The organism is Yersinia aldovae ATCC 35236 (genome assembly GCF_000173735.1).
In the GTDB taxonomy this organism is placed as follows: domain Bacteria; phylum Pseudomonadota; class Gammaproteobacteria; order Enterobacterales; family Enterobacteriaceae; genus Yersinia; species Yersinia aldovae.
The window spans coordinates 37897-61095 of sequence record NZ_ACCB01000004.1 but is presented as its reverse complement, the minus strand read 5'-3'; the positions used below and the strand labels follow the sequence as shown (position 1 = coordinate 61095).

The window sequence follows — 23199 nt, the reverse complement described above, 5'->3', positions numbered from 1 at the left end:
CGCTCATAGGGCCTCCATCTGGGCTAATACATCAGCATATGCGCTATTCATGGCTGGAACATTGGACAAATACCCAAGTTAGAGTTCGGTAAGAGAGTTGCAGTCGATATCACAGAAAAATCAGCAGCGGCTCTGTTTTGCAGCGCAATAGTGAGTGGCGGTAGGAAGAGTCAGGGCCAATCAGTGATCAGCCCAAATGGAACAACAGTTATGTTTTACTGGCCGCCATACCTATCGCCAATGTTGCTGCGATATTGCGGGCGGTCATAAACACATTTGCCGCCGCGTTATCCAGCGCCTGTTCCAGAGTACAAATACTGTAAATCACGCTAAATACCGCATCCAGACCATGTTCATAAACTACATCAACATCATCCGTCAGGCTGCCAGCAATACCAATCACCGGTTTATTATAACGTTTAGCCACGCGGGCAACCCCTATTGGTACTTTGCCGTGAATAGTTTGGCTATCAATACGCCCTTCGCCGGTGATAACAAAAGTCGCATCCCTGACTAATGCATCCAACCCTAGAGCATCGGTCACAATATCGATACCGGGGCTTAAGGTCGCGCCGCAAAACGCCAGTAACGCCGCACCCAGGCCACCGGCTGCGCCTGCCCCCTCCACCTGATCGACGTCAGTATCAAGACAACGCTTAATCACGCCAGCGTAATGCAGCAACCCCTGATCCAACCGGGTCACCATCTCTGGTGTCGCCCCTTTCTGTTGCCCAAAAATAGCAGAAGCACCTTCACTGCCGGTCAGCGGATTGGTGACATCACAGGCAACATCAATCTGACACTGCTTAATTCGCGGGTCCAGCCCTGACATATCAATTGCATCCAGATCCATCAGCTTACCGCCACCAAAACCAATCTGAATCCCCTGCTTATCCAGCAGTTTGACACCCAACGCTTGCAACATTCCAGCGCCACCGTCGTTGGTAGCACTGCCACCGATGCCGATAATGATATGTTTAACGCCCTGACCCAACGCATGGCCGATTAATTCACCGGTGCCATATGAAGTGGTTTTCAATGGATTGCGTAGTTCGGGTGGAACTAACGCCAGCCCGCTGGCCGCCGCCATTTCAATGAATGCGCACTTCTCATCACCGGATACGCCGTAAAAGGCATCAACCTTGTCACCTAACGGACCGGTGACCATCACCTTAATCACTCTGCCAGCCGTCGCCGCGACCATGACGTCCACAGTACCTTCGCCGCCATCGGCAACCGGCAACTTAATGTAGTGCGCATCAGGAAATTGGGTACGAAAACCCGCTTCAATCTGCACCGCCACTTCCAGCGCGGATAAACTTTCTTTATAAGAGTCCGGGGCAATGACTATTTTCATAAATGATTCAATTTCATGAATGATCCGCATTGAGCGTTGGGATAGTTACCAGTATAGCCATTTAACCCAGCACGCCGGCCATCGTAAACACTAATTACTGATTAACGTGTGACTTCAACCTTGGCCAGCGCGCGGTGATCGGCACTTTCCAATCCATCAACTTTAAGTGCCTGCATCATTTTCATCACCGCAGCGGTCAAGAGCAGTTGCGCGCCGATACCGAGTGAGGTGTCTAATGCATTCGCCAATTCTTTGATATGTAAATCGATACGGAAGCCTGGATTGACATTACAATCCATGACCATCGGTGCTTTGGCCTCCAACACGGTGCTGCCTGCGCTATGCGAGTACCTGCAGCAATTAATTCATCCAGTACCACAGCGTTACGATCAAAGACAGTTAATGAGTAACCCACTTTCAGCAGATTTTTACTTATTGGTTTTCCCATAATACCCAGACCAATGAAACCAATTTTCATTTGTTATTCCTTAATTAAGTCGGATAGCCGTCAACACGGCAGCACTAAACTCTCATCATTACTTTTTAAACTTGTCGCACAACGCTTGGGTAGCGCTGCGAAACACCCCCAAATCACTGCCTACGGCCACGAAGGTTGCCCCCATTCCAGATAACGGCGGGCATCCGCTTCAGCCGGAGCCAGAATGCCACTCGGTTTACCCTAGGCTTTGGCGCGGTAAAAATATGGCGAATCACTTTTGCACTTCCGGATGATTTGGCTGCCCGAGATATTATTTGCCAAGGCACTCCAGCAGCCAATAAGGGTTTGCCCTTGTTGTAGGTTGCGGCGGAACTGATTAGGATAATTTTGCATACTCATTTTCGCTCCTTCAGATAGAACGCCCGGTTGGAACGCAAGCTGGATGCAAGACGTTGTGTCATTCACGGTAAACATTATAGAAATACCGTTCCGAGAAGCCATCGGGCCGCAGAACAGAAATAATCAATTATTGGCGCATTTTTATAGGCGGAAGCACAATAAAAAGCGCCCTGCTTCACAAACTACTGGATGGCAAAAGTCATGCTGTAATGCTGCCGTTATAAATTAGTAAACAGCGAAAGGACAAAGAGTTAGAAAAATCTCGCCACAGTAGTGATAAGGTAGAGGGTCAGCTGGCGGAAAACGCCAATGCATTTATTTGCGCAATAGGTGGTGGTAAATCACACTTGCCAGTTAGAGGTTGGAGGAGAGCAACGTGCAACGTGAACAAGTTTTAAGCAATGCGCTCAATTTGTTAGAGCAGCAAGGGTTGGCAAATACCACGCTGGAAATGCTGGCAAAAGAAGTGTCAGTCGAGGTCAGTGACCTGGCCCGCCTCTGGCCCGATCGCGAGGCACTGCTATATGACTGCCTGCGCTATCACGGTCAGCAGATAGACACCTGGCGGCGTCAATTGCAACTGGACGAGACTTTATCACCCAAACAGAAATTACTCGCTCGCTACCAAACACTCAGTGAGCAAGTGCAAAACCAGCGCTATCCAGGCTGCTTATTTATTGCTGCATGTAGTTTTTATCCAGCGAATGATCACCCTATCCACCAATTGGCGGAGCAACAAAAAGAAGCCTCACTAAGCTATACGCTGGAGTTGCTGCATGAGATGGAGGCTGATGACGCAGAGATGGTCGCCCAACAGATGGAGCTGATTCTGGAAGGCTGTTTGAGTAAGTTGCTGGTGAAGCGCCAACTCGTCGATGTTGAAGTCGCCAAACGTCTGGCTGAAGATGTGTTGGAAGTCGCTCAATGCCGTAAAAATGGCGCTCTGGGCTAAGTTATAAATGACAGGATTTCATCGCTATTGTGAGATGATTTTCTCTTATTTTGTCTGAAAAGAGAGCGTTCAACACAGTTTTAGTGGTTTTAAGCTATAAATTCGTTGACGATCAGCGGCCAATACGGTTTAATGCGCCCCGTTGCCCGGATAGCTCAGTCGGTAGAGCAGGGGATTGAAAATCCCCGTGTCCTTGGTTCGATTCCGAGTCCGGGCACCACTATTTAAAGAAACCAGCTTAACGGCTGGTTTTTTGCTTTTTGTCCGTTGGAATCATGTTCGTATAGATACTGATTGAACATACAGAACGATAAAACTGGATTGTGCTACGCACTTTTCGGTTTGTTCGCCCATCCAATGATGATTGCTTACAGTTTATTACCACATGAGCCGATCCCCGATAAGAGCCTGGGGGGACCTTTTTCTTTCGATCATTAATTGTCCTATTAGGATTGTCTTTATTACCCAAACGTCTCTTCTAACGCCAATCTGAGATTGCCTATATTTCCTTCAACATATTCCAGAGTAACCGCGACACTTGAATGTCCTAACAAGGCTTGAACAGATTTTAGATTGCGATCCCGTGATTTCATCGCTGCTGTGTCGATCCTTTTGATATGGAAGTCCGATGAGATGAGAACCAACCTTATTTGTTATACCCTTCTGGGCCTGGCGTTACTCGCCAGTCTGTTCTTTCCCAGCCCCGCCTGGATGGGGTTACTGTTCCTCAATCTGTTAACGCTGTTGGTGTACTGTGCAGACAAACAAGCAGCACGCAAAGGCTGGCAGCGAGTGCCGGAAACCACGCTATTAGTGTTCGGTCTCATGGGCGGCTGGATTGGTGGATTCATCGGTCAGCAGCTGTTCCGGCACAAAACTCAAAAACAACCTTTCAGAACCTGGTTTATACTCAGTGTCGTCCTAAATATGGCTGTAGTTTTGGGGATAGGATATTGGATATACAGGTGCTGAGTGTTTTGCGATATTCACTTATAATCAATGGTAAAAGTCGCTGTCGCGTTAACACTGCCAGCAGAAACGCGGTCACTTGTTTGATAGAATTTTGCTTTATAAAATAGTTTTTCTCTGTGGCGATATAACCCAGAGCAATCTCTTTATTAAACTCCAAAGGATTATCACCATCCAGGATCTGGATACCCACTCCTGCTGAGGTTGATGTGGTATCAGCATTGATTACCCCATCTGTACCACCTCCCTGCCAGGTAATGCTCGCTTGCGGCTGTCCTTTACATTTCACATCAATATTGAACGCCCGTTCCCCGATAGCGCTATTTTTGCCTGTAAAGTGACTTTTTAATACAGCCCCCATAGAAACATTAAACTCTGGCGTAAGAATATCACAAGATTTTTCCTTTACGCTAAACACGTTAATATTATATGAAAATAGACTGCCTCCTATATTTTCATATTGTTTATATTTCATGTTTATAATGATACTGTCAGAATGACCGGAAACTATATTCCCAGTTTTAATTAAAGAAAAGGTATTTTTATATTTAGCCTCTGTATTTAGCCCACGAACACTCCCTATACTCATGCGCTGTCGTGCCCCACGTTCGCTTTCAGTCACCCATTGAATACCTACGCCAGGAATCGCCGTCTTAAAAATTCTATTACGGGATTCTGAACCAACTGCCGTGTCTACAAACATCCGCATTTCCTTCCAGGAAGAACACTTTATCTTTGATTCTACGACAATTTCCTCCCCAAATGCATCACCGACACTAACATCATTACGTATCGAAACATCACCAAAGGAGACAAATATATTATTAGCCGAACAATTGGGAACAGCAGAAAAAACCAATGATGAATAACAGATAAAAATGATAGTTATTGAATAAATAAGAGCATGTACATACACTTTTATTCTATTGAAGATAAATCTCTCTAACGTAAACATACTTAAATCCTTTTAATGACGACAATCGGCAGCAATCTGTAATACACCCGAGTTTTGTGATAATGCAGGTAAATCAGTTTTTACATAACATTGCTGTCCTTTCTCTTTACCCCATGTCACCTTTATTTCGGCTTTTTCTGGCACACCACTGAGATAAAGCTCACCGTTATCGCCAACAATTCCGCTGCTACTACTATCGGTTAATACAGCACTGGCACCGAAAGGGACGGGTTTACCGTTATAGCGCAATGTCACCAATACACGGTATCCCTGACGGACACGAAAATCGGCAGATATCACCGCGCCACGGGTTGGCACAACATTTTGCACGGCGTTATCGATATCAACATTGTCAGCCAGCGCTTCAGTATTCAACGTAATACGGTTATGGGCATAAGGTTCCACCGAAGGAATAACGGCATAACCGCGCGAGTCTGTTTTGATTCCACGATGATTTAGAATTTCTGTCTCTGCCGTTCCGACGGCGTTGACCAATACAACAGTTTCGCCCAGTGGCTGGGATAAAGTAATACCGTTTTGATGAGCCACGATACCACCAGATAATCCGTAATTTAGTAAACGACTGTTACTGCTGTAGCTATAATCTATATTCCCTCGGCCAGATGAGTAGATATATCCTAATGAAGCGCCAGCACTTGAGCTTGTCTGATTATTACCTTCGCTCCCTGTAATACCATATGACAAAGAAGCGTCTTTAAGCGCGGTGCCATTAATAGCAATCTGCTCGCTTCTCTGCCGGCGGTTATTCATAGTGACGCTGTAGGTTGCCCACCCACCCGGTAGCCATTTATCCAATGGGATAGAAACATTAAAAGATGCCTGCTTATTATTAAATTGAACAGATTCAGCATTGTCGCTATAAGCAATATTTAATCCATAACTAACTCTGGCATAATTAATGTTATAACCGGCAGACAATGATTGGTTGATACCCTGCATTCCCCAGTAATCTTGCTGATAGGCAGATAAATACAAACTACCAAAATCTCCCATGCCTTGACTTAAGGTAAGCTGCACCCGGCTACGCTTGTTTTGGCCACGGCTGGAGTCTTTTTTTTCTGTCCATTCATTTGCCTCAGCAAATGAATAATAGCCAGAAGTAGAATAGCGATACCCAGCCAGTGTCAGTGATGTCCCTGTTGCCTCAATGCTTTTGGCATATTGGATACGGTAGGATTGCCCTTGTTTATGTATATTATGACGAAGCTGAGTGTCTGCGAGTGTCGTATCCAGTGAGAACGCGCCAAAAGCACCCAATCCAAGGCCGACACCCCCATTTAAGGCTTTGTAGTTATCCGCAATCTGCGTGCCAGATAACAGACTTAGCCGATTGGAGAAACCATAAATAAATGCAGCTTCGCTAAAATAAGGCTTATTCACCTCAGCTTTCGCATGGCGATAACGCCCGAACGTAAACTGATACTTTAATTGCCCTTCTCGCTGCATCATTGGCACCGACGAGAATGGTTGTACAAACTTACGTTGCTGACCGTTCTTTTCTGTAATCGTCACATCAAGATCACCCGAACCTGAGGTGGAATAGAGATCTGTAATAACAAATGGCCCAGGAGAAACGTAGCTTTCGTAAATAACGTAATTATTTTGGCGAATGGTAACCCGCGCATTGCTCTGGGCAATACCACGAATAATGGGTGCAAAACCACGCTGACTGCCTGGCAGCATTAAACTGTCAGAGGCAATAGAGGCACCAGTAAACTGTATACTTTCAAATATATTGCCAGCAGTAAAAGTCTCACCAATCGTCATCTGGCTTTTTAACTGTTGAATGTCTCGTTGGATATAGCTACCTAAGGTAGATAGATTACTTTTATTTGCTTTGTCACCCGAATCGTAGTTATAGACAGATTGATTACGCAACCGCCAAGGGCCAATATTTACTCCACTGCGTAAATTTAAAAAATAACTTTGGCTATTTTTAATATCATTATGATTATCAGAGCCGCTAAAATCATAGCTCATCAACAATGCTGATTGCCCCTGTTGCCATAAATGAGGTGAAACCGCATCTCTGGCTTGATAATCCAAGGCTGCCTGCGGAATGCTAACATCTAACCGCTGACTATAAAAATCGAACGTCGTCGATGCTTGTGGTATGTATTCTCTGATATCATTAATAACATCTTCAGCAGATAATTCTGTCAGCGCTGGGAAATCAGAAAAATTTACACCCAAGTTTTTTAAATCACCCACGGTTAACTGTGGTGATAGAGTGTTATTTTGTAGTTGAATAAAGTTAATCGTTATGACTTCTCTCTCTTTGCCATTAAGCATAATCATAACCGGATATTTTCCGGGTAACTGTCCACCAGAGATGGAGAACACACTTAAATCAACAACTGGTTGTTCAGCGTTATTTAATTCTAATGCTGACACCCGAAAATGCTCTTGTGCGTAAATAGGTAGTGAAAACAATATGAAGAAGCAAAGAGAAAATACCAAAATGAAGTCATATTGAAATGATTGTTCACCATCTTGCTTTGTATTAAACATAACTCTCTCAGCCTCCTGCTGATCTTGCATATTCCTGTTAAAGCAGATCCTTTGTTATCTCCGCACTAATGCCACCATAGCTATTAATACTATTCCAACTGATTAATCCTGGCTGTCTGGATGGTAAGAGATAATACATGGTTTCTTTTGGCGCAATCATATCTACATTGGGAATCACCTTACCGGCCACTTTTAACTGCCCAATCGTCACGTAGTAATTACTGGGATTGTTAATCGCTAGTTGATTGCCTCTTTGGCTGAAGATAAGGGATTTATAAGCCTCCTCAGCATTGCCTTTAATACCTTCCGGGCGGTAAAACAGCTTAATCCGCGTTTTTACTGCTATCACTAAAGTATTTTGTTCACTTTCGTTAACCGAAGGTATCGACTTCACATTCAGGTAAAAAACTGATTCACGATCTGTAGATAAATGACCGCCAGTACGTGTGATACGTAGCGTATTTTCTTTTTCTGCATCCAACCTGAATAGGGGTGGCGTCACGATAAAGGGCGGTTTTTCACCTTTTATATTGCTATTGATAAATGACTGAATTAGATAAGGCCTATTTTCACCAGAATTCGTTACTGATATAGATGTTTCTTTCTTTTCTCCATTATAAATAACGCGAGTGCCGCCAACGACAACGGCTGCCATAGAATTTGTCAACCATAAAGATAAAATGAAAAAGCAAAGGATATGCCTCATTTTTAATATGCCCTGTATATATAACAAGTTTTTTATAATAAGTTCGTTCTTACATGAAAAATGTACTGAGTAAAAGATAAGAACGAACCATTAATTATATTATGCTGGCGTTATTTATATTCAATCTCAAAACTAACGCTCGCATTGGCTGGGCCAGCTGCCTTAGTGGCGCCGTTAGAGACGTATGCAGCTTGTAGTGGGATAGTCATATCTTTAGTGGCGATAGCAAGACCTAAATTATGCGAAACATCATTGATTTTTATTAAATCATTTGTCGCACTATAAATACCAATACCAACGCCGGTAGCACCAGAATCATCTAATTTAATAATATCAGGAACGTCAGAATCAGCCGTGCCTGTAAGTTTAATCGACAATGCAAGTTTATCTGCTGCAACAACGGGGCAATCTTTTAGCTTTATTTCAAAGCCAATTTTTGAGCCAACTACAGCGCTCTTAGTTCCAATATCGGCTTTGGAGTAATTCCCCATTTTTACTGGCCCGACAGTTCCATCCAAAGCGCAAGATGCTTCATATATTTCACCAGTAAATTTCACTGTACCTGTAACTGCATAAGAGGCGCTGCTTGAGAACATAAATGCCGAGGTTAATAGAGGCAAAAATAAATACTTTTTCATTGACTGCTCCTTGATAAATAAAATGCATATCCATGTGCTATCCGTAAAGTGGAACAAACACCGAACATTCGATAATAAAAACAGAAATTCCGTATAGAGGTTATCCCTATACTTACATAGCTTGCTAACTAGCAACAAAACTATAAACAACAAAAACAGAAAAAGTGAACACTTACGTGCTCAACGGCTTTCATAAATACACTGATAAAATAAGGTCATTCCTCAGTTAATCTTCCTTGATTAAATTTTCACGTCTATATTCCTAAGGCGAAAGAAGCATACTGCATTTACCGACTCAGGTCAAACCGTGCACTATTCGCATGTATTAGTTAAATATAAAACAGTAAAAATTACTTATAACAATAGGTTACACGATCAAAATAGTTTAAATTAAACAAAAAAATGAAGATATCATGATAATTAATTTTATCTTTTTCACTCTGTTACTCTGCTTTATTTAGTTATTTATTCCCTCTAATTCAAAGTTAAGACTTGAGTCTCACAAATATCAAAATGGTGTCATGAGCGTGGCCGCTACATTAGCTTTTCTGTTTTTTATCTCGTTTTATACTCTGATTTCACGTCCCGCAAGACGCCCCCCCCCTCGCGCGAGGATGGCTGGAGTCGTTTTCTCTCAAAACAGGGCAACAGCATCAGAGAATAAACCAAACTTACCGACGGAATATGCTCGCTTGTATCATAGGTGCTAGCCACTACGAGAATACGTAACCAGGTAGTCGCTATTCCCATTTTGCCGCCAGAGCTGTAAATCCCGAACCCACAACATCAAAAACTCTGGGCTGCTGAACCCGTGGAATTATAAATACAGCGTTGAAGCCCACTCATTCAAAATAAATTTATAGAGAGTGCTAACGACTATTTTCGTGATGCACGTTCGGAAAAGCATAGATTCAGTGATATCGTTCAGGCTTGGAAGATAATCAAGGCATCACGGGGAGGTTATAATGTATGCGCCCTCATCAGACGTTGAATTATATTACACCGTAGGAATTTACCGCAATATGGCGGAATCCTAAAATTAGCAGTCAACAACCCAATATTACTCACTGAGCTTTGTATCTATTCTGGGGCGGGTCAGTTGCTGCATCCAATAAGATGGTTTGAGTGGTTTCAATCAGCACATTTGATGGTCAATGTCTATATTTTAAAATTTCTTTTCTCTATTTTTCAGATCTGTGCTCTCTACCACACTCTCCTTACACAATAAAATACTTACGAGCCAAAAAATCATTTAACTTATACATTCTATAATGCCATTCAAATCTAACCTGACTGGATTGAATTTCACCTAAAAAACAGATATTTGATATGAGATTATTCTTAGTGATATTCATTATCATTTATGTTACTTGTAACATCTAGTATTAAGACAAGATGTGTTCACATTATTTTTAAGTAGAAACGCCTAAATATTCATTTTTTTTATTAATAAAAGCATACACTTACACTCTAAATGTTACATATAAAATTGGATTTTATAGCCAAGATTTAGGGTGGTAAGATCAACGATACACTAAAAAAACAGATCAAGATCAATAATTTGGTTAAAAATTTATTGGCATAAATTTAAGATAAGTCTAGTATTATCATACATCACACATTAATGAAAAATGACCTACCATGAAGAGTATGATACCAAGCAAGTCAGATTCCCATGATGATTGCATGGCCTTACAGAAAACATCCTGACACAGTGACTACAAAGTCTGTTTTTGCTATTTGTGCGGTGTGTTAATTTATTTTTCATTAGACTAAAACGCTTTTTGTTTCTTGTTAAAATAAATAGCCTAAGAAACGAACACTGTCGCTATCTCAATGGTATTTTCCATAAGTAATAGCTTATGGCGATATGGCCATTCGCCTTGAACGTGTGTTATTTGAAGCGTGGAAAGTGATTTATTTTTTGTTCTATTTTTGACATGAGATACTTTAAAGAACAATCAATATGTTTAAATAAAGTCTATTTATCATAATGTAAGCTCTACTGTATTAAGGACAGAACAGTGAATTTCAATCCCACCATAGAGGAGTGAATATATGGCGTAATGCTACCTGTGTCATGCATCCGTACAATGTAAAGATAAGTTCATTACTGGCCTAAACTGATGGTTAGGGATGACTTATCAATATTATTTTATTTAGTGTTAATCCCATTCAATACTCTATGGGTGTATTTACTGTGCCTATTTTTCAATCAATAGATACTAATTATTCTGGGAAATTAAATATGAAAAAGATCCAACTACTTGTCCTTAGCGCCAGCCTTTTTACATTTAGCACCCTCAATAGTGCTAATGCGGCACCCACAGGTTCGGTCGAATTTACGGGGTCGATTGTTGATACCCTTTGTAGCATTGTCGGTGGTGGTACCGTCAATGTAGCACTCGGTATGTACCCATTAGATAGCTTGAAAACAACTGGCGCACAGACTACCCCTAAAGATGTTGTTCTGAACCTGGAAAACTGCCCGGCTTCAACCGCAACCGTCACATTCAGCGGCACCGCGAGTACAAACCCGAATTTACTCGCCATTACTGTTGATGGTGGCGATGAGGCAACAAACGTTGCTGTTGCTCTGTTTGAGGAGAACGGCACTACAACTGTTCCTTTAAATCAAGCATCTTTAACAAAAACGTTGGTCGATGGGACGAATACATGGACGTTTAAAGCTGCTTATCAAGCACTTACCGCGGGTGTTACGGCAGGCAGTGCTAACGCCACTGCAACTTTCGAAATCGCTTATAACTAAGTTATTACCCTGCTGGGAATGGATGCCCAGTGTCCCATATACGTGTGTGGATAATTAGACCACTTATTTATTAGCGAGGAGAACGTGATGCTTAAGATAGGCATGATTGCTGTACAAATTATATCGTTAATGTTTATTTCAAATGCGGCTTATGCTGGCGTCATTATTACGGGTTCCCGCCTCATTTATGATAGCTCAAAAAAAGAGGCGTCCGTCGCCATAAGGAACCCCGATGAAGGAATGCCTTATCTTATTCAGTCATGGGTTGATAATTATTCCAGTAATAATACGCAAAAACCGCCATTTGTTGTGACTCCGCCCCTGTTCCGACTTGATGGGAAACAAGAGAACATTCTGCGTGTTATGCTCACCGGCGGCGCATTACCCAATGATAAAGAATCGATATTTTGGGTTAATATAAAAGCTATTCCCGCCACGCAAAAAAATGCCGTCAACAGATTATCTATCTCTATTAACTCCAAAATGAAGTTGATTTATCGCCCTCGGAATTTGTTTAATGGAGCCAGTGAAGCCTATAAGAAAGTCACGTTTTCCCGTGTTAATAATCAGCTACAAATCACTAACCCCACACCTTACTATATTTCATTTTCACGTATCTATATTAATAATCAGCCGATTAAAGAGAGTGTCATGGTGTCGCCTTTTGATAAGAAAGTGTTGAGCCAACCCATTGGGGCATCAGCGCAGATCAGTTGGGGAACCATCAATGACTACGGTGGCATCACACCACGGCAGAACGTGGTTTTATAGCCCGCATCGGTTCTATTTTTTTAAATTTTATCCCTTCAAGATAATGCAGAAGGTTAGGGAAAAACATGCTCAATCTTGTCTCTGTATACTCGACGCCTACCTGTTCTAAAGCGACTTATCCTGCGTATCGGTATTCATGGCTGGCTATTTGCATCAGTACTCAGGTCACCCTGGGGGCAATGTTCTATCCAATATTTGTCAATGCAGAAGACTATTTCAACCCGGCATCGCTTGAGATGAGGGGGAGCGCAGAAAAACTGACAGATCTGAGCCAATTCTCTCGCGCGGGAGGGCAGTCTCCGGGTACCTACTGGGTTGATATTTATTTAGGCGATCGCCGCATTAGCTCGCAGAAGGTGAATTTTGTCGATATCAATGGCAAGCTACAACCGGAGTTAACGCCCCGTCAACTCGGTGATATAGGCGTGAAAATTGATGCATTTCCCGCGTTAAAAGCATTACCACCCGATACGCCATTAACAGATTTAGGGCTGTATATACCCCAGGCCAGCAGCCGTCTTGATTTTAATCAGCAGAGATTGAATCTCAGCATTCCGCAGGCTGCATTGGACAATCGTGCGCGCGGGTACGTTAGCCCCGAGTTGTGGGATTCAGGGCTGACTGCATTGTTGATGGATTATAATTTCAGTGGTTCGAATACCCTCAGCAATAATCAGTCCGCAGCTAACAATAGTTATTACCTGAATTTGCGCAGCGGGCTGAATATGGGGGCATGGCGATTACGTAACTATTCCGCTTATTCTGACAGTAGCAGCGGTGGGCAAAATTGGGACAGTATTAATACTTATGCCCAACGTGATATCCAATCTCTCCGCGGGCAACTGGTGCTTGGGGAAACTGCATCCCCCGGTGATATCTTCGACAGTGTGCAATTCTTAGGTGCTCAGTTGCTTTCCGATGACAATATGCTGCCTGACAGTTTAAGAGGCTTTGCGCCAGTTATTCGTGGCATTGCACAGTCGAACGCTCAGATTACTATCCGTCAGAATAACTCCATTATTTATCAGAGCTATGTCGCCCCTGGCGCATTTGAAATCACTGATCTTTACCCGACCGCAGCCAGTGGTAATCTGGACGTCACTATCCGGGAGGCAGACGGTAGTGAACGGAGCTTTACCCAGCCTTTTTCGTCCGTGCCAATTATGCTCCGCGAAGGGCAAATGAAATATGCGGCCACGGCCGGGCAATATCGGTCTTCAAATAATAATAGCCAAACGCCTAATTTTGGTCAGGCCACACTGATTTATGGCCTGCCCTATGCCACAACCGTTTATGGTGGATCACTGATTGCAGAAAACTATACCGCAATAGCAGTGGGCCTCGGTTATGGCTTTAATGACTGGGGGTCAATTTCTCTCGATGGTATTCAGGCCAATACAGAATTACCGGATACGACAACTCATTCAGGGCAATCTTATCGATTCCGTTATTCAAAAGATATTGCCGTAACGAGCACCTCATTTAGCCTGGCTGGATACCGCTACTCCACAGAGGGTTATTATGATTTTCAAGAAGTGAATGAGTGGAGCAATGTCGACACCACTAATGGTATGTCGAATTATAATAAGCGCAGCAAAATACAGGCCAATATCAGCCAATCAATGGGAGATTTCGGATCGCTTAATTTCTCTGGTTATCAACAAGACTACTGGCGAAAAGAGGGTTATGAACGTAGTATTATGGCTGGATATAATCTGAGCTACAAAAGTATCAATTATAGTTTCAGTTACAGCTATACCCAAAATCCGGGAAGCGATATTGCGGCAAACCAACAGTTCGCTTTTGGCGTGCATATTCCACTCAGCCGATGGCTGCCTAATAGCTGGGCGACTTATAGTATTAATACGACTAAAGGTGGAAGTACGGCACAGCAAGCTGGGCTGAGTGGAACGGCGTTAGCTGATAATAATCTGAGCTACGGCATTTCACAGGGATACAGTAATCGGGGAGGGGGCAGCAGCGGGAATGCCAATCTGAGTTATAAAGGAACCTATGGTGAAGTGAGAACAGGTTATAACTATAGCAATGATTCTCATCAGCTTAATTATGGTCTGAATGGCGGCATTGCGGCCCATCCTTACGGTGTAACTTTCTCACAACAATTTGGCGATACCGCAGCATTAGTTCGAGCCCCAGGAGCAAAAGGTCTGCGGGTAGAAAATAATACCGGCGTTTATACCGACTGGCGGGGATATACCGTGGTGTCTTCTGTCAGTACCTACCGCAATAATCGTATTGCACTGGATACCCAATCGATGGCCGATGATGTCGATATCGATCTGGCGGTTCAGAACGTAGTCCCGACACAAGGGGCACTTGTACTGGCTGATTTTAAAACCCGTGTTGGTAGCCGTGTATTAATCAATCTCCAATACCGGAATAAACCCGTGCCCTTTGGCGCAATCGTCACCCAAAGCGATGTTGCAGCAACCGCACAGCCCAACACCAGTATCGTTGGGGACGAAGGTCAGGTTTATATGAGTGGCATCCCCGATAATGTGCATTTAGAGGTGAAATGGGGGGACGATATTTCGCAACGCTGTCAGGTGAGTTTTACATTACCTGAGGTTATTAATTCACCTTCTATTCGCCACATAGATGCAATTTGTCAGTGAATATTGCTCATAATTATTTGAAGGAAATATATCGATGAATAGCAAAGCTCCTACACATCGTAACTATTTATTAAAAATGGGATTATTAGTGCTGTTTTTATTCTCCATTCAGGGGAGGACAGCATGTCTATTTATAGGAGGAGGAGATCGTTCAACGGAAGCGTCCTGGAATCCCGGAAATATCGATACCGCAGGTAAAAACGTCGGTGACCTGCTTGCTGATAGTGGCTCAAGAAATTTAAGTTGGCCTGTTAATTTCACCTGTTCTGCGACATGGAGTCGAACGTGGCAGACGTTGATCTTTATAACGCCCTCATCGCTGGCACCACCCGATCTAAACTCCGTTATGATGGATACGAATATTCCAGGGGTGGGTGTACAAGTGACTACGCTCAGAGGCGACAGGACGACAGTCTTCCCCCCGTCTCCTTTTACAAATAGTAATTTAGTCCCCAACGTACAGTATGGCGCTGCACCCAACGGTATTTATGTACAAGTCAAATTGTATAAGACGTCTGACAGTGTGGGGTCAGGAGCATTGACGACAGGGCTAATATACGACGAATCTATTCGTGACACTCAAATGGGTATATCAATCACACGGTTCAAATTAACGGGCGGAACCATCATAAACTCGGGTTGCTCGGTGGCAACCCCCTCCGTTGATGTGAACTTAGGGATGATTCCTAAAAATATATTTACACATATTGGTAGTACATCAGAGGCTAAAAGTTTCAAGATTGACCTGACTAATTGCTCGATTAATACTAACGTTAATATCACTTTTGATGGTGTGTCATCAGGAACAGCGGATATCCTTGCATTAACGCCAGGTGGAGCTACCGGCGTGGGCGTCCAGCTATTGGATAATTCAAATAACATCATTCCACTTAATGCTCCCTTTTTTGTCGTGAACACAACAGAAGCAACTTATTCCATTCCTTTAAAAGCGCGTTATTATCAAACTGAGGGAGCAGTAGGGACCGGTATTGCAAACAGTACAGCAAACTTCACCATGACATATAATTAAATCCGCGAAAATAACGCAGCTAATTTATGTCAGGCGATTGTTATAGATTGATGGGGCTGTTCACAGTGAATTGCCCCACACTTATTAATTACACTGCGCTTCATAATTCAATATATAGCTAAAGCTCTCTGGTTAAAATACGTCCAGCGGGAGTGAATACAATATCACCTCTATGCCGGTGGCCAAATTCAGTATTCCACTTCACTATCTGCCTAATACGTTAAACTCATGATAAATCCAAGTATATAAATCAGCATTATTAGTGATGTTAAGTTTATTCATTACCGATCTTTTTTGAAAACTCACTGTTTTCACACTTTTGTTCAAAGCTTTGGCAATCTGAATCATACTATATCCTTCTGATATCAATGAAATAACTCTATTCTCGACTACAGACAGGGGATTTAGGTTTCTTTTTTTGATAGGAGACGGATCCCGTGATGACTCTAAAAAAAAGAAAACCAAGCACAACGTTTGACTTACATATGATAGTATTCACTTTATCATCACGATAAATATAATTATTATTTCCCTGAAAGGCATCAGACACATATTCACTGCTATTCACTATTTTAAGTGCATCACTACTGAACTTGACATTACCTTTACCATCAGGAATATAGAACGCCAACACATCCAATCCATTATGGTCCCTTACAATATTAACTTGTATTGAATAACATTCAAAACTAGTTTCTAAAATAACCTTAAGCCCCTCAGCAAATATATTATTATTATCAGATATTGTAGCAATAATCATAAGGCACCTCATAAAGTTAATATAGCTATAAACATATAAATCAATAAGCCACATGACAAATTTCACTTAACATCAATTGGACAAAATAGCGTATCATGCTCTATTAATAATTGGCTACCGTCTGGAACCGTAATTTCTGCTCAATGGATTACCCATTTTAGGCTGCATCCCAATTATCAATGTTAACCAGACTGGATTGATCCCTTATCACTGTTCCTGAAGTCTGTTGCAGACAAGTTTGGATATGGTGTTTCAGTATGTTCTTCCTCTGTTTTAATATACCTTGACGAACCAACACATTTATTTAAACTCGTTGATAAAGATTGTTTTCACTCTCATTTTATTAATACGGCTAACAAAGTGTCCAATCTCATCGATTTATTAAACAGCTATTTAGAAACGCCAATTTAGCCCCAGTGAACCTTGTGTTGTATGACCACCATGGCTAAGCCCATCACGATAGCTAGCCTGTACATAAGCACTCACAGTACGACTTAATTCAAGTGATGTGCCACCACCTAATTCCAATGTGGTGTGGTGGAAGTTGTTTTGCAACGTGGTTTCATGGGTTTCCGTCATATAAGCAGTCTGAATATTTCCACCTGTTTGACCCCACGCATTTACTTTAAGGTAAGGTGTCCATTGTACAGTACCAAGAGTCACATCATGCCAAACACCTCTTAAACCGATACGGCCGGTTGTTTGATCACTGATAATGCTGCTTACTGAGGTCTCTGCTAATTCGATATCATCGAATTGCATATTTTGATAAATAACTTGAATTTGTGGCTCGATAAAAAATGTTTTATTGGCAGAGAATGGAAAACCAATTTCTAAAGACGCTGTAATACCTTGTCCATTGACATTAATACGGCTTGCTCTATTCCCTACAGACCACCCATATTGTAATACGGTATCAGTGTAAAGCCCATTTGACTCTGTGCGCGTAAAGTAGCCCGCTATGCTATAGGCATCACTACTTACCGAACCGGCGTCAATATTCATTCCACCATCAATAAAACCTTTTACATCGGCGTCACCATGCGCCATAGACGTATAAACACCGACAATGTTATCAGCATCATCATCCGTTTTTCTGTTCCACAGGTCCGTACCTAATTCCAGCCCACTAATATGTGCTTGAAATGCCGGTGTACTGCCCCCTTCATTACTGTTGCGTTGATTATCCTGCCCAATAAAACGCATCCAAATCGCTTGGCCCACTCCAATTTCAGTATCATTACCGCGATGTGCATCACCACGGCGATCATTCAATGTACTGACCATGCTTTGCCATATTTGTCCGACTAAATCAATAGATGAGGGGAGCAGAGCTGTTTCTGGTCGATATGAATATGTACTCGTGAGATACCAGTTTTCGCCCCGTTGTTGTGCATCACCCGCGGTTAATTTGTAAGAGTACACTCCGGCATAAACAGGCGCGATAAGTTTAAAACTATCTTTGCTACTTTGAACTGTGGTGTTTGCGCCATTAATACCCTCGACAACCAGAATGCCATTTCCCGTAGTTTGTCCCCCTAATCCGCCTGCGTTATGTACGGCTATATAGGTTTGTCCCGTTACATTCCCACCATTAATGATGAGTTTATCGCTAATAGACTGCCCGTTATTCAACGTAGCGAACAACTCTACAACTCCGTTTTGTCCCTCCCAGTTAGCCGCTTCCAAAGATCTCCCTTGCGTTAAATTACTCACGGGAGAGAAATAGATATTGCCCGCTAACATCATCTTATTAACTATAGAGTCCCCAGTCATATTCCAGTGACTACGGCTATCAATACTCACATCGATTGGATCGATAATACCCGTTAAACTTGCACCACGAACCAGACTAAGTTGAGTATTTTGTAATCCGGTTATGTCACTGACCAACTGCCCCCCACCCTGAACACCATCCAGGACGAGCTGACCTTGTTTGATCAAAGTATTACCGGTATAGGCTGTATTACCTGAGAGCGTCAATGTGCTATTTCCAACCTTGACTAAGCTGGCTGCGCTCACATCTATATTGCCATCGTAGCCTGTATCTTGGCTATTATTGACCGTTAAAGTTTTACCACCCAGTACCAGTTGGCTTCCAGGTACGCCCGACAAATTATTGACTGTGGTATCAGTACCGTAAATACTGCTGACGTCGAAGAGGCTATATATGCTGGTTAGCGACAAATTGCTACTGGTCGATATATTTCCAGCACCCTTCAATGCCAGTTCTCCACCAGTAATTGTTGTTGAGCCGGTATAGGTGTTCTTTGCTGATAAGACTAACAAACCGCTGCCACTTTTAATAAGCTCTTGTCCTGACCATGTATTACTCGCAGGTTGATTAGCTAAAACTAAATCTACATTAAAAGCAGAGCCTTCGGCCAGACTGAAGCTCCCTCTCCGATTGGTGGGATTAGTCTCTGTCCAGGCCATTTCGAAACCCAAGTTATAATCTAATCCACTGTTCTCGACGAAACCACTGGTAATCAGATAGTCAAGTCCGCTGTTTATAAATGAACCATCAATACTGTTTATATTAGTAAAATTACCGGTTATGCCGTTGGTAGTGTGAATGAAGTTGTAGTTTTGGTTGGTCACTGCACTGGCTAATATCGGTTCAGGAATGGCGTTGAATCCATTAATTGTAAGTTTGCCTTCGAGTGTTGCACTATTTGCAATAATATCAGGTGACGCGCCTATCCAAGCAACCAGGTTACTATTTGCAAGCTGCTTAAAAGCACCGCCAACCTGTAATATTGCAGGTTGTGCACCAATAACCGTTGTTGCACCACCCGCAGTAGTGAAATTCCCCGTAGCAGTGAAGGTACCGTTTTGTTTAAAGGTAAGCGTCCCCTCATTAACAAATATATCACTCACAATGTGACCCGCACCGGACAATATTTGGTTGAGGTTGCCGGTTTTAATTAGATTACCACTACCAGAGAAGGCACCTGCATAATCAGCATTATCAACCAAACTACCATTATTACTTATATTATTTGCGCCGATAATCAACGTATTACGACCCAGTGCAATGCTACCATCACCGTCGATAGAGCCTACCGTGGCATTACCATTGAAGGCCGATATATCTAATACTCCTAAGGTATTCAGCTTGATTTGTGAACCAGCAGCATTTGCATTGTCACTAAGTGAAATGATCCCACCGGTGGCCCAGAGGCGAGTTCCTCCTGTATCTGTGTTTGTTCCTAAGGTAATCAAGCCTTCATTCTCTGCTTTAGCTCCCCACGAATCTAAGCCAGCGGTCATAGCCGTATTTAATGATGTATTAAGTAATGTTAAATGGCTGGCAGTCCCTGAGGCATTTAACACAGCAGAACCACTACCGGAAATAGTCACATGCGGAAGGATATTATTTATATTTTTATCTAGTGTCTTACCAGCACGATTAGTCACGCTGATACCATGCGCATTAGCGCCTGTAGTGTTAATAGCCCCGCCATTAACACTTAATACAGTATCTTCACCGGAGACCAGGATGGCGGAGGCACCGCTCCCCGTTGTATTAATCACTAAATCAGTATTACGCGCGAGCAGCGATGCACCGTCATAAACAGCTAAACCGAATGAATCATCACCAAAAATTGTAATTAGTGTCGAGCCTGTAATATCAATAATAGCCGAATGAGTAGCGATAATCCCAGAGCTGGATATGGACCCTTTATTGTTAATAACAGTGGTACCATTGAGATCAATACGACTACTGTTATCCGCATGTACACCATCAACAGCAATACTGCCATAACCAATCCAAAGATTCGCCGATCCGGTTATTCCAACCTTGGATAAATCACCTTGCGCGTAAATTGAATGGTCTTGATTACCACTATTAGCAATATTTACATCATTTAACAAGACTACCCCACCGCTGCTTACCTCTACACCTTTAGAAAAGGGAGACTCGATGTTAAGCAAGCCGCTGAAAGTAACGTTTCCTGAATTATATGCACTGACTGACGATAATGAATCAGATAACCCTAATGTTTTTATATTTGCGTTCACTAAACTAATACGGCTGTTAAGCCCTGTCGCCATGATGCCCGCTTCTCCGCCCGTGCCATATGTAGTGACAGTAACTAAACTTTGTACATTATCGGTGGTTATTACTCCACCGCTATCAACGAACAGCCCATACTTAGCTTCATTTATACGAGAGTTCCCCAAGCTAATGTTAGTTTGTAAACCATTAAGTTCGATGATTGATGCCTCGAAACTCGTTATTCCAGATATTTCTGGGTTTAGAGCGAATGGATCATTTATATCTATATCAAGATTGCCGTTGCTAATGACATGGCTATTACCTTGAGCGTTTAATCCTCTACGTGAGCCTGTTAGGCTGTTTGTACCAAGTAGCGTTAACAGTGATGAGTTTCGCACTGATACATTCACCCCAGAGGTCGAATCGGTAGCACCATTAATAATCGCATCTGTTATTTCCCCTGTGCTATTGTCCAAAATAACTCCAATGGAATCAGTAAAGAACAACTGACTCCCCGTTAATTGTAACTGACTATCAATAACGTAGATTGCAGATTTTGATGAGGGGTTAAATGTGTCCGCAGCACTATAAATACAGGTTTGACCGTTACTGCAAATTTGCGTTGTTGTATAATTTACCGCATATGCGCTACTCTCAATTATTATTGATAATAACACTGCCAATAACAGCCCTCTTATCTGACTGATACATAACCATGTATTATTAGATGATTTCACCTCACGACTCAGGCGATTTTCTTTACCAAGCATAGAGTGATGACCGTGACTTGAGTCTAATGTATAGAGGTACTGATAATAAATATATTTTTTATTAAAAACAGCAAGAGATGATTTATCCATGTGCTTACATTCCCTATTTATCATTGCATTTCGACTCAAGGGTGATAATTCTAATTATCTGAATGTGTATATTCCTGCTCAGATAATTAGGACTGACAGAGCAAGGTATTCACTAAAATTTATCGGAGAAATTTCTAAAAATTTAAGCAATACTCTTACGCATCTTACATTCAAAGAGGTAGCATATTCCGACGATACGTGACATTCACGAGGACTATTTGATGTATGTAAGTTCACTCCGTAAAATGGGCATTCTAGAGTTATTCCTGACAGTATTGATGATATTCCTTAGTGTTGTGGCAAGACAGGAGGAATCGATACTATTAAAAGTCATCTGGAAAATATGTTCTTTATGCTCAAATTTTCTGGCCCTATAAATATAGGTTACTCCGGCTGTATAAGTAGCAGTAAAAGCATTCGTACTTCGATAAGTTATGAGTATCGGAAGAGAGACCACCAGATAAACCAAGAGGATGGTCAATAATAACGGTGGACACGGGTAGCCGCCCAAAATGATTATAATAGATACGGAGAGAATATTTTTAGACATAACCTGACTTCCATGTTAAATATGTGAAATTAATAAATCCATTTTTAAACCAATGCGTAATAAGTTTAAACGACCAAGAGGAAGACACATAGCATTGAATAAAACAGGATTATTTTAAATAATCATGATAATACCATCGCCCACTCTCATGATAAAATTACCAAGTATAAAAATGCGTTCTCACTTAAATAAAATATCGATTAAACACCCGCGAGATATAGTGTAGAAACATTGATTGTATAAGACAAACCATCTAAATGTTACCAATTGTAAACGTCCTACACATTATAAATGTATTATTCAACTCGACAAATGAGAAATTTCTCATTAATAATACCGTAAGACATTGCGGTACAAGAGCGCCAACGAAATTCAATTAAAATAAGAACAAGAACATAAGAGATTATTAGAGAGAATATTCCTACAAATATTTTATAATAAATGTGACCCAGGTCAATTGCATTTCACCATGAGGTCGGTAGGAGTCATAACTACTAAGTAGTTCAAGCATAAAATACTCAACCGCATCAGTGTGTATTCTTAATGAATTATATTGAAGTCATACGTATTACTGGCTAGAAATTAGATATCATTAGAAGATATAAAAATGTCATCATTTAACCATTTAAAAGCTTGGTTCTATAAGGGCTAACTTATCAGTCAGATTCCAGCGTTGCTATTTCACACAATAACAGCTTGCCCAAAAATGGGCTTGACTCCATCGGCAACTCAGTTGGCTCTGTTAGGTAAGAACCAAAGGAAAAGGAGTTAGAGTTACCTATACTGCTTACAGCTCATAGAACTGAAACGATTACCTCTGTGGATCGAGTACTGGAGCTGAAATTAGGAAAGTGAATTATTTTACGTTAAGT

General features: G+C 42.0%; 16 protein-coding genes, 1 tRNA gene and 2 pseudogenes. 7 read left to right on the top strand and 12 right to left on the bottom strand.

The annotated features are described in order from the left end of the window. Nucleotides 1-208: 208 nt before the first annotated feature. The 4 genes and pseudogenes from YALDO0001_RS03060 to YALDO0001_RS19880 all read right to left on the bottom strand — a co-directional run. Nucleotides 209-1357 (bottom strand): glycerate kinase, encoded by a 1149-nt coding sequence (locus tag YALDO0001_RS03060; protein ID WP_042839354.1) that lies wholly within the window; start codon nucleotides 1355-1357, stop codon nucleotides 209-211. 101 nt (nucleotides 1358-1458) lie between these two features. Next, a pseudogene (locus YALDO0001_RS21725) lies at nucleotides 1459-1695 on the bottom strand (NAD-binding protein); the annotation flags it as partial. Next, entirely contained in the window at nucleotides 1590-1835 is a 246-nt protein-coding gene (locus YALDO0001_RS22315) for an NAD(P)-binding domain-containing protein (protein ID WP_315850402.1), read from the bottom strand. The pseudogene YALDO0001_RS21725 and the gene YALDO0001_RS22315, both read right to left, overlap by 106 nt. Nucleotides 1836-1893: 58 nt before the next feature. Then, a pseudogene (locus YALDO0001_RS19880) lies at nucleotides 1894-2106 on the bottom strand (aldolase/citrate lyase family protein); the annotation flags it as partial. A gap of 465 nt (nucleotides 2107-2571) precedes the next feature. On the opposite strand from YALDO0001_RS19880, the gene YALDO0001_RS03045 reads away from it, so the two are divergent. Next, nucleotides 2572-3147 carry a transcriptional regulator gene (locus YALDO0001_RS03045; protein ID WP_004699761.1) on the top strand — a complete coding sequence of 192 codons (576 nt, stop codon included), beginning with the start codon at nucleotides 2572-2574 and terminating at the stop codon, nucleotides 3145-3147. Between the two features lie 144 nt (nucleotides 3148-3291). After that, a tRNA-Phe gene (locus YALDO0001_RS03040) sits at nucleotides 3292-3367 on the top strand. Between the two features lie 241 nt (nucleotides 3368-3608). Here the strand turns inward: YALDO0001_RS03040 and YALDO0001_RS19875 are convergent. Continuing rightward, complete coding sequence (locus YALDO0001_RS19875) at nucleotides 3609-3740, bottom strand: integrase (protein ID WP_071986371.1); 132 nt, start codon at nucleotides 3738-3740, stop codon at nucleotides 3609-3611. 40 nt (nucleotides 3741-3780) lie between these two features. On the opposite strand from YALDO0001_RS19875, the gene YALDO0001_RS19870 reads away from it, so the two are divergent. Further along, a complete protein-coding gene (locus tag YALDO0001_RS19870) occupies nucleotides 3781-4119 on the top strand; it encodes a DUF1294 domain-containing protein (protein ID WP_049596231.1) in 339 nt (112 codons plus the stop codon). Here the strand turns inward: YALDO0001_RS19870 and YALDO0001_RS03035 are convergent. The 4 genes from YALDO0001_RS03035 to YALDO0001_RS19660 all read right to left on the bottom strand — a co-directional run bounded on the left by YALDO0001_RS03035 (nucleotide 4058) and on the right by YALDO0001_RS19660 (nucleotide 8947). Then, nucleotides 4058-5071 (bottom strand): fimbrial protein, encoded by a 1014-nt coding sequence (locus YALDO0001_RS03035; protein ID WP_004699759.1) that lies wholly within the window; start codon nucleotides 5069-5071, stop codon nucleotides 4058-4060. The two genes, YALDO0001_RS19870 and YALDO0001_RS03035, sit on opposite strands and share 62 nt — an antisense overlap. Nucleotides 5072-5083: 12 nt before the next feature. Further along, entirely contained in the window at nucleotides 5084-7603 is a 2520-nt protein-coding gene (locus YALDO0001_RS03030) for a fimbria/pilus outer membrane usher protein (protein ID WP_231585793.1), read from the bottom strand. 37 nt (nucleotides 7604-7640) lie between these two features. After that, the gene (locus tag YALDO0001_RS03025) at nucleotides 7641-8258 is read right to left on the bottom strand and encodes a fimbrial biogenesis chaperone (protein ID WP_004699756.1); all 618 of its coding nucleotides are present in this window, start codon (nucleotides 8256-8258) and stop codon (nucleotides 7641-7643) included. A 161-nt stretch (nucleotides 8259-8419) separates the two neighbouring features. Continuing rightward, nucleotides 8420-8947, bottom strand: a complete 528-nt coding sequence (locus YALDO0001_RS19660) for a fimbrial protein (protein ID WP_049596229.1) — start codon at nucleotides 8945-8947, stop codon at nucleotides 8420-8422. A 2248-nt stretch (nucleotides 8948-11195) separates the two neighbouring features. Between YALDO0001_RS19660 and YALDO0001_RS03015 the strand changes: the two genes are divergently transcribed. The 4 genes from YALDO0001_RS03015 to YALDO0001_RS19655 all read left to right on the top strand — a co-directional run bounded on the left by YALDO0001_RS03015 (nucleotide 11196) and on the right by YALDO0001_RS19655 (nucleotide 16154). Then, entirely contained in the window at nucleotides 11196-11717 is a 522-nt protein-coding gene (locus YALDO0001_RS03015) for a fimbrial protein (RefSeq protein ID WP_042839333.1), read from the top strand. A gap of 87 nt (nucleotides 11718-11804) precedes the next feature. Continuing rightward, a complete protein-coding gene (locus tag YALDO0001_RS03010; protein ID WP_231583202.1) occupies nucleotides 11805-12488 on the top strand; it encodes a fimbrial biogenesis chaperone in 684 nt (227 codons plus the stop codon). Nucleotides 12489-12667: 179 nt separating this feature from the next. Next, on the top strand, nucleotides 12668-15124 hold the full coding sequence (locus tag YALDO0001_RS03005) for a fimbria/pilus outer membrane usher protein (protein ID WP_004699748.1): 2457 nt from the start codon (nucleotides 12668-12670) through the stop codon (nucleotides 15122-15124). 34 nt (nucleotides 15125-15158) lie between these two features. Beyond that, nucleotides 15159-16154: a fimbrial protein gene (locus tag YALDO0001_RS19655; protein WP_004699747.1), complete on the top strand. Its 996-nt coding sequence runs from the start codon at nucleotides 15159-15161 to the stop codon at nucleotides 16152-16154. A gap of 204 nt (nucleotides 16155-16358) precedes the next feature. Here the strand turns inward: YALDO0001_RS19655 and YALDO0001_RS22310 are convergent, their stop codons facing one another. The 3 genes from YALDO0001_RS22310 to YALDO0001_RS02990 all read right to left on the bottom strand — a co-directional run bounded on the left by YALDO0001_RS22310 (nucleotide 16359) and on the right by YALDO0001_RS02990 (nucleotide 21777). Beyond that, nucleotides 16359-16502: a LuxR C-terminal-related transcriptional regulator gene (locus YALDO0001_RS22310; protein WP_004699745.1), complete on the bottom strand. Its 144-nt coding sequence runs from the start codon at nucleotides 16500-16502 to the stop codon at nucleotides 16359-16361. Between the two features lie 31 nt (nucleotides 16503-16533). Then, the gene (locus YALDO0001_RS21175; RefSeq protein WP_004699743.1) at nucleotides 16534-16914 is read right to left on the bottom strand and encodes a hypothetical protein; all 381 of its coding nucleotides are present in this window, start codon (nucleotides 16912-16914) and stop codon (nucleotides 16534-16536) included. Nucleotides 16915-17307: 393 nt separating this feature from the next. Beyond that, the gene (locus YALDO0001_RS02990) at nucleotides 17308-21777 is read right to left on the bottom strand and encodes an autotransporter outer membrane beta-barrel domain-containing protein (protein WP_042839332.1); all 4470 of its coding nucleotides are present in this window, start codon (nucleotides 21775-21777) and stop codon (nucleotides 17308-17310) included. Between the last annotated feature and the right edge of the window lie 1422 nt (nucleotides 21778-23199).

Excerpts from the sequence above, each read along its gene's own strand:
- YALDO0001_RS03060 (WP_042839354.1), bottom strand. The coding sequence starts at position 1,357 with ATGAAAATAGTCATTGCCCCGGACTCTTATAAAGAAAGTTTATCCGCG.
- YALDO0001_RS22315 (WP_315850402.1), bottom strand. The coding sequence starts at position 1,835 with ATGAAAATTGGTTTCATTGGTCTGGGTATTATGGGAAAACCAATAAGT.
- YALDO0001_RS19875 (WP_071986371.1), bottom strand. The coding sequence starts at position 3,740 with ATGAAATCACGGGATCGCAATCTAAAATCTGTTCAAGCCTTGTTAGGA.
- YALDO0001_RS19870 (WP_049596231.1), top strand. The coding sequence starts at position 3,781 with ATGAGAACCAACCTTATTTGTTATACCCTTCTGGGCCTGGCGTTACTC.
- YALDO0001_RS03035 (WP_004699759.1), bottom strand. The coding sequence starts at position 5,071 with ATGTTTACGTTAGAGAGATTTATCTTCAATAGAATAAAAGTGTATGTA.
- YALDO0001_RS03030 (WP_231585793.1), bottom strand. The coding sequence starts at position 7,603 with ATGTTTAATACAAAGCAAGATGGTGAACAATCATTTCAATATGACTTC.
- YALDO0001_RS03025 (WP_004699756.1), bottom strand. The coding sequence starts at position 8,258 with ATGGCAGCCGTTGTCGTTGGCGGCACTCGCGTTATTTATAATGGAGAA.
- YALDO0001_RS19660 (WP_049596229.1), bottom strand. The coding sequence starts at position 8,947 with ATGAAAAAGTATTTATTTTTGCCTCTATTAACCTCGGCATTTATGTTC.
- YALDO0001_RS03015 (WP_042839333.1), top strand. The coding sequence starts at position 11,196 with ATGAAAAAGATCCAACTACTTGTCCTTAGCGCCAGCCTTTTTACATTT.
- YALDO0001_RS03010 (WP_231583202.1), top strand. The coding sequence starts at position 11,805 with ATGCTTAAGATAGGCATGATTGCTGTACAAATTATATCGTTAATGTTT.
- YALDO0001_RS03005 (WP_004699748.1), top strand. The coding sequence starts at position 12,668 with ATGTTCTATCCAATATTTGTCAATGCAGAAGACTATTTCAACCCGGCA.
- YALDO0001_RS19655 (WP_004699747.1), top strand. The coding sequence starts at position 15,159 with ATGAATAGCAAAGCTCCTACACATCGTAACTATTTATTAAAAATGGGA.
- YALDO0001_RS22310 (WP_004699745.1), bottom strand. The coding sequence starts at position 16,502 with ATGATTCAGATTGCCAAAGCTTTGAACAAAAGTGTGAAAACAGTGAGT.
- YALDO0001_RS21175 (WP_004699743.1), bottom strand. The coding sequence starts at position 16,914 with ATGATTATTGCTACAATATCTGATAATAATAATATATTTGCTGAGGGG.
- YALDO0001_RS02990 (WP_042839332.1), bottom strand. The coding sequence starts at position 21,777 with ATGGATAAATCATCTCTTGCTGTTTTTAATAAAAAATATATTTATTAT.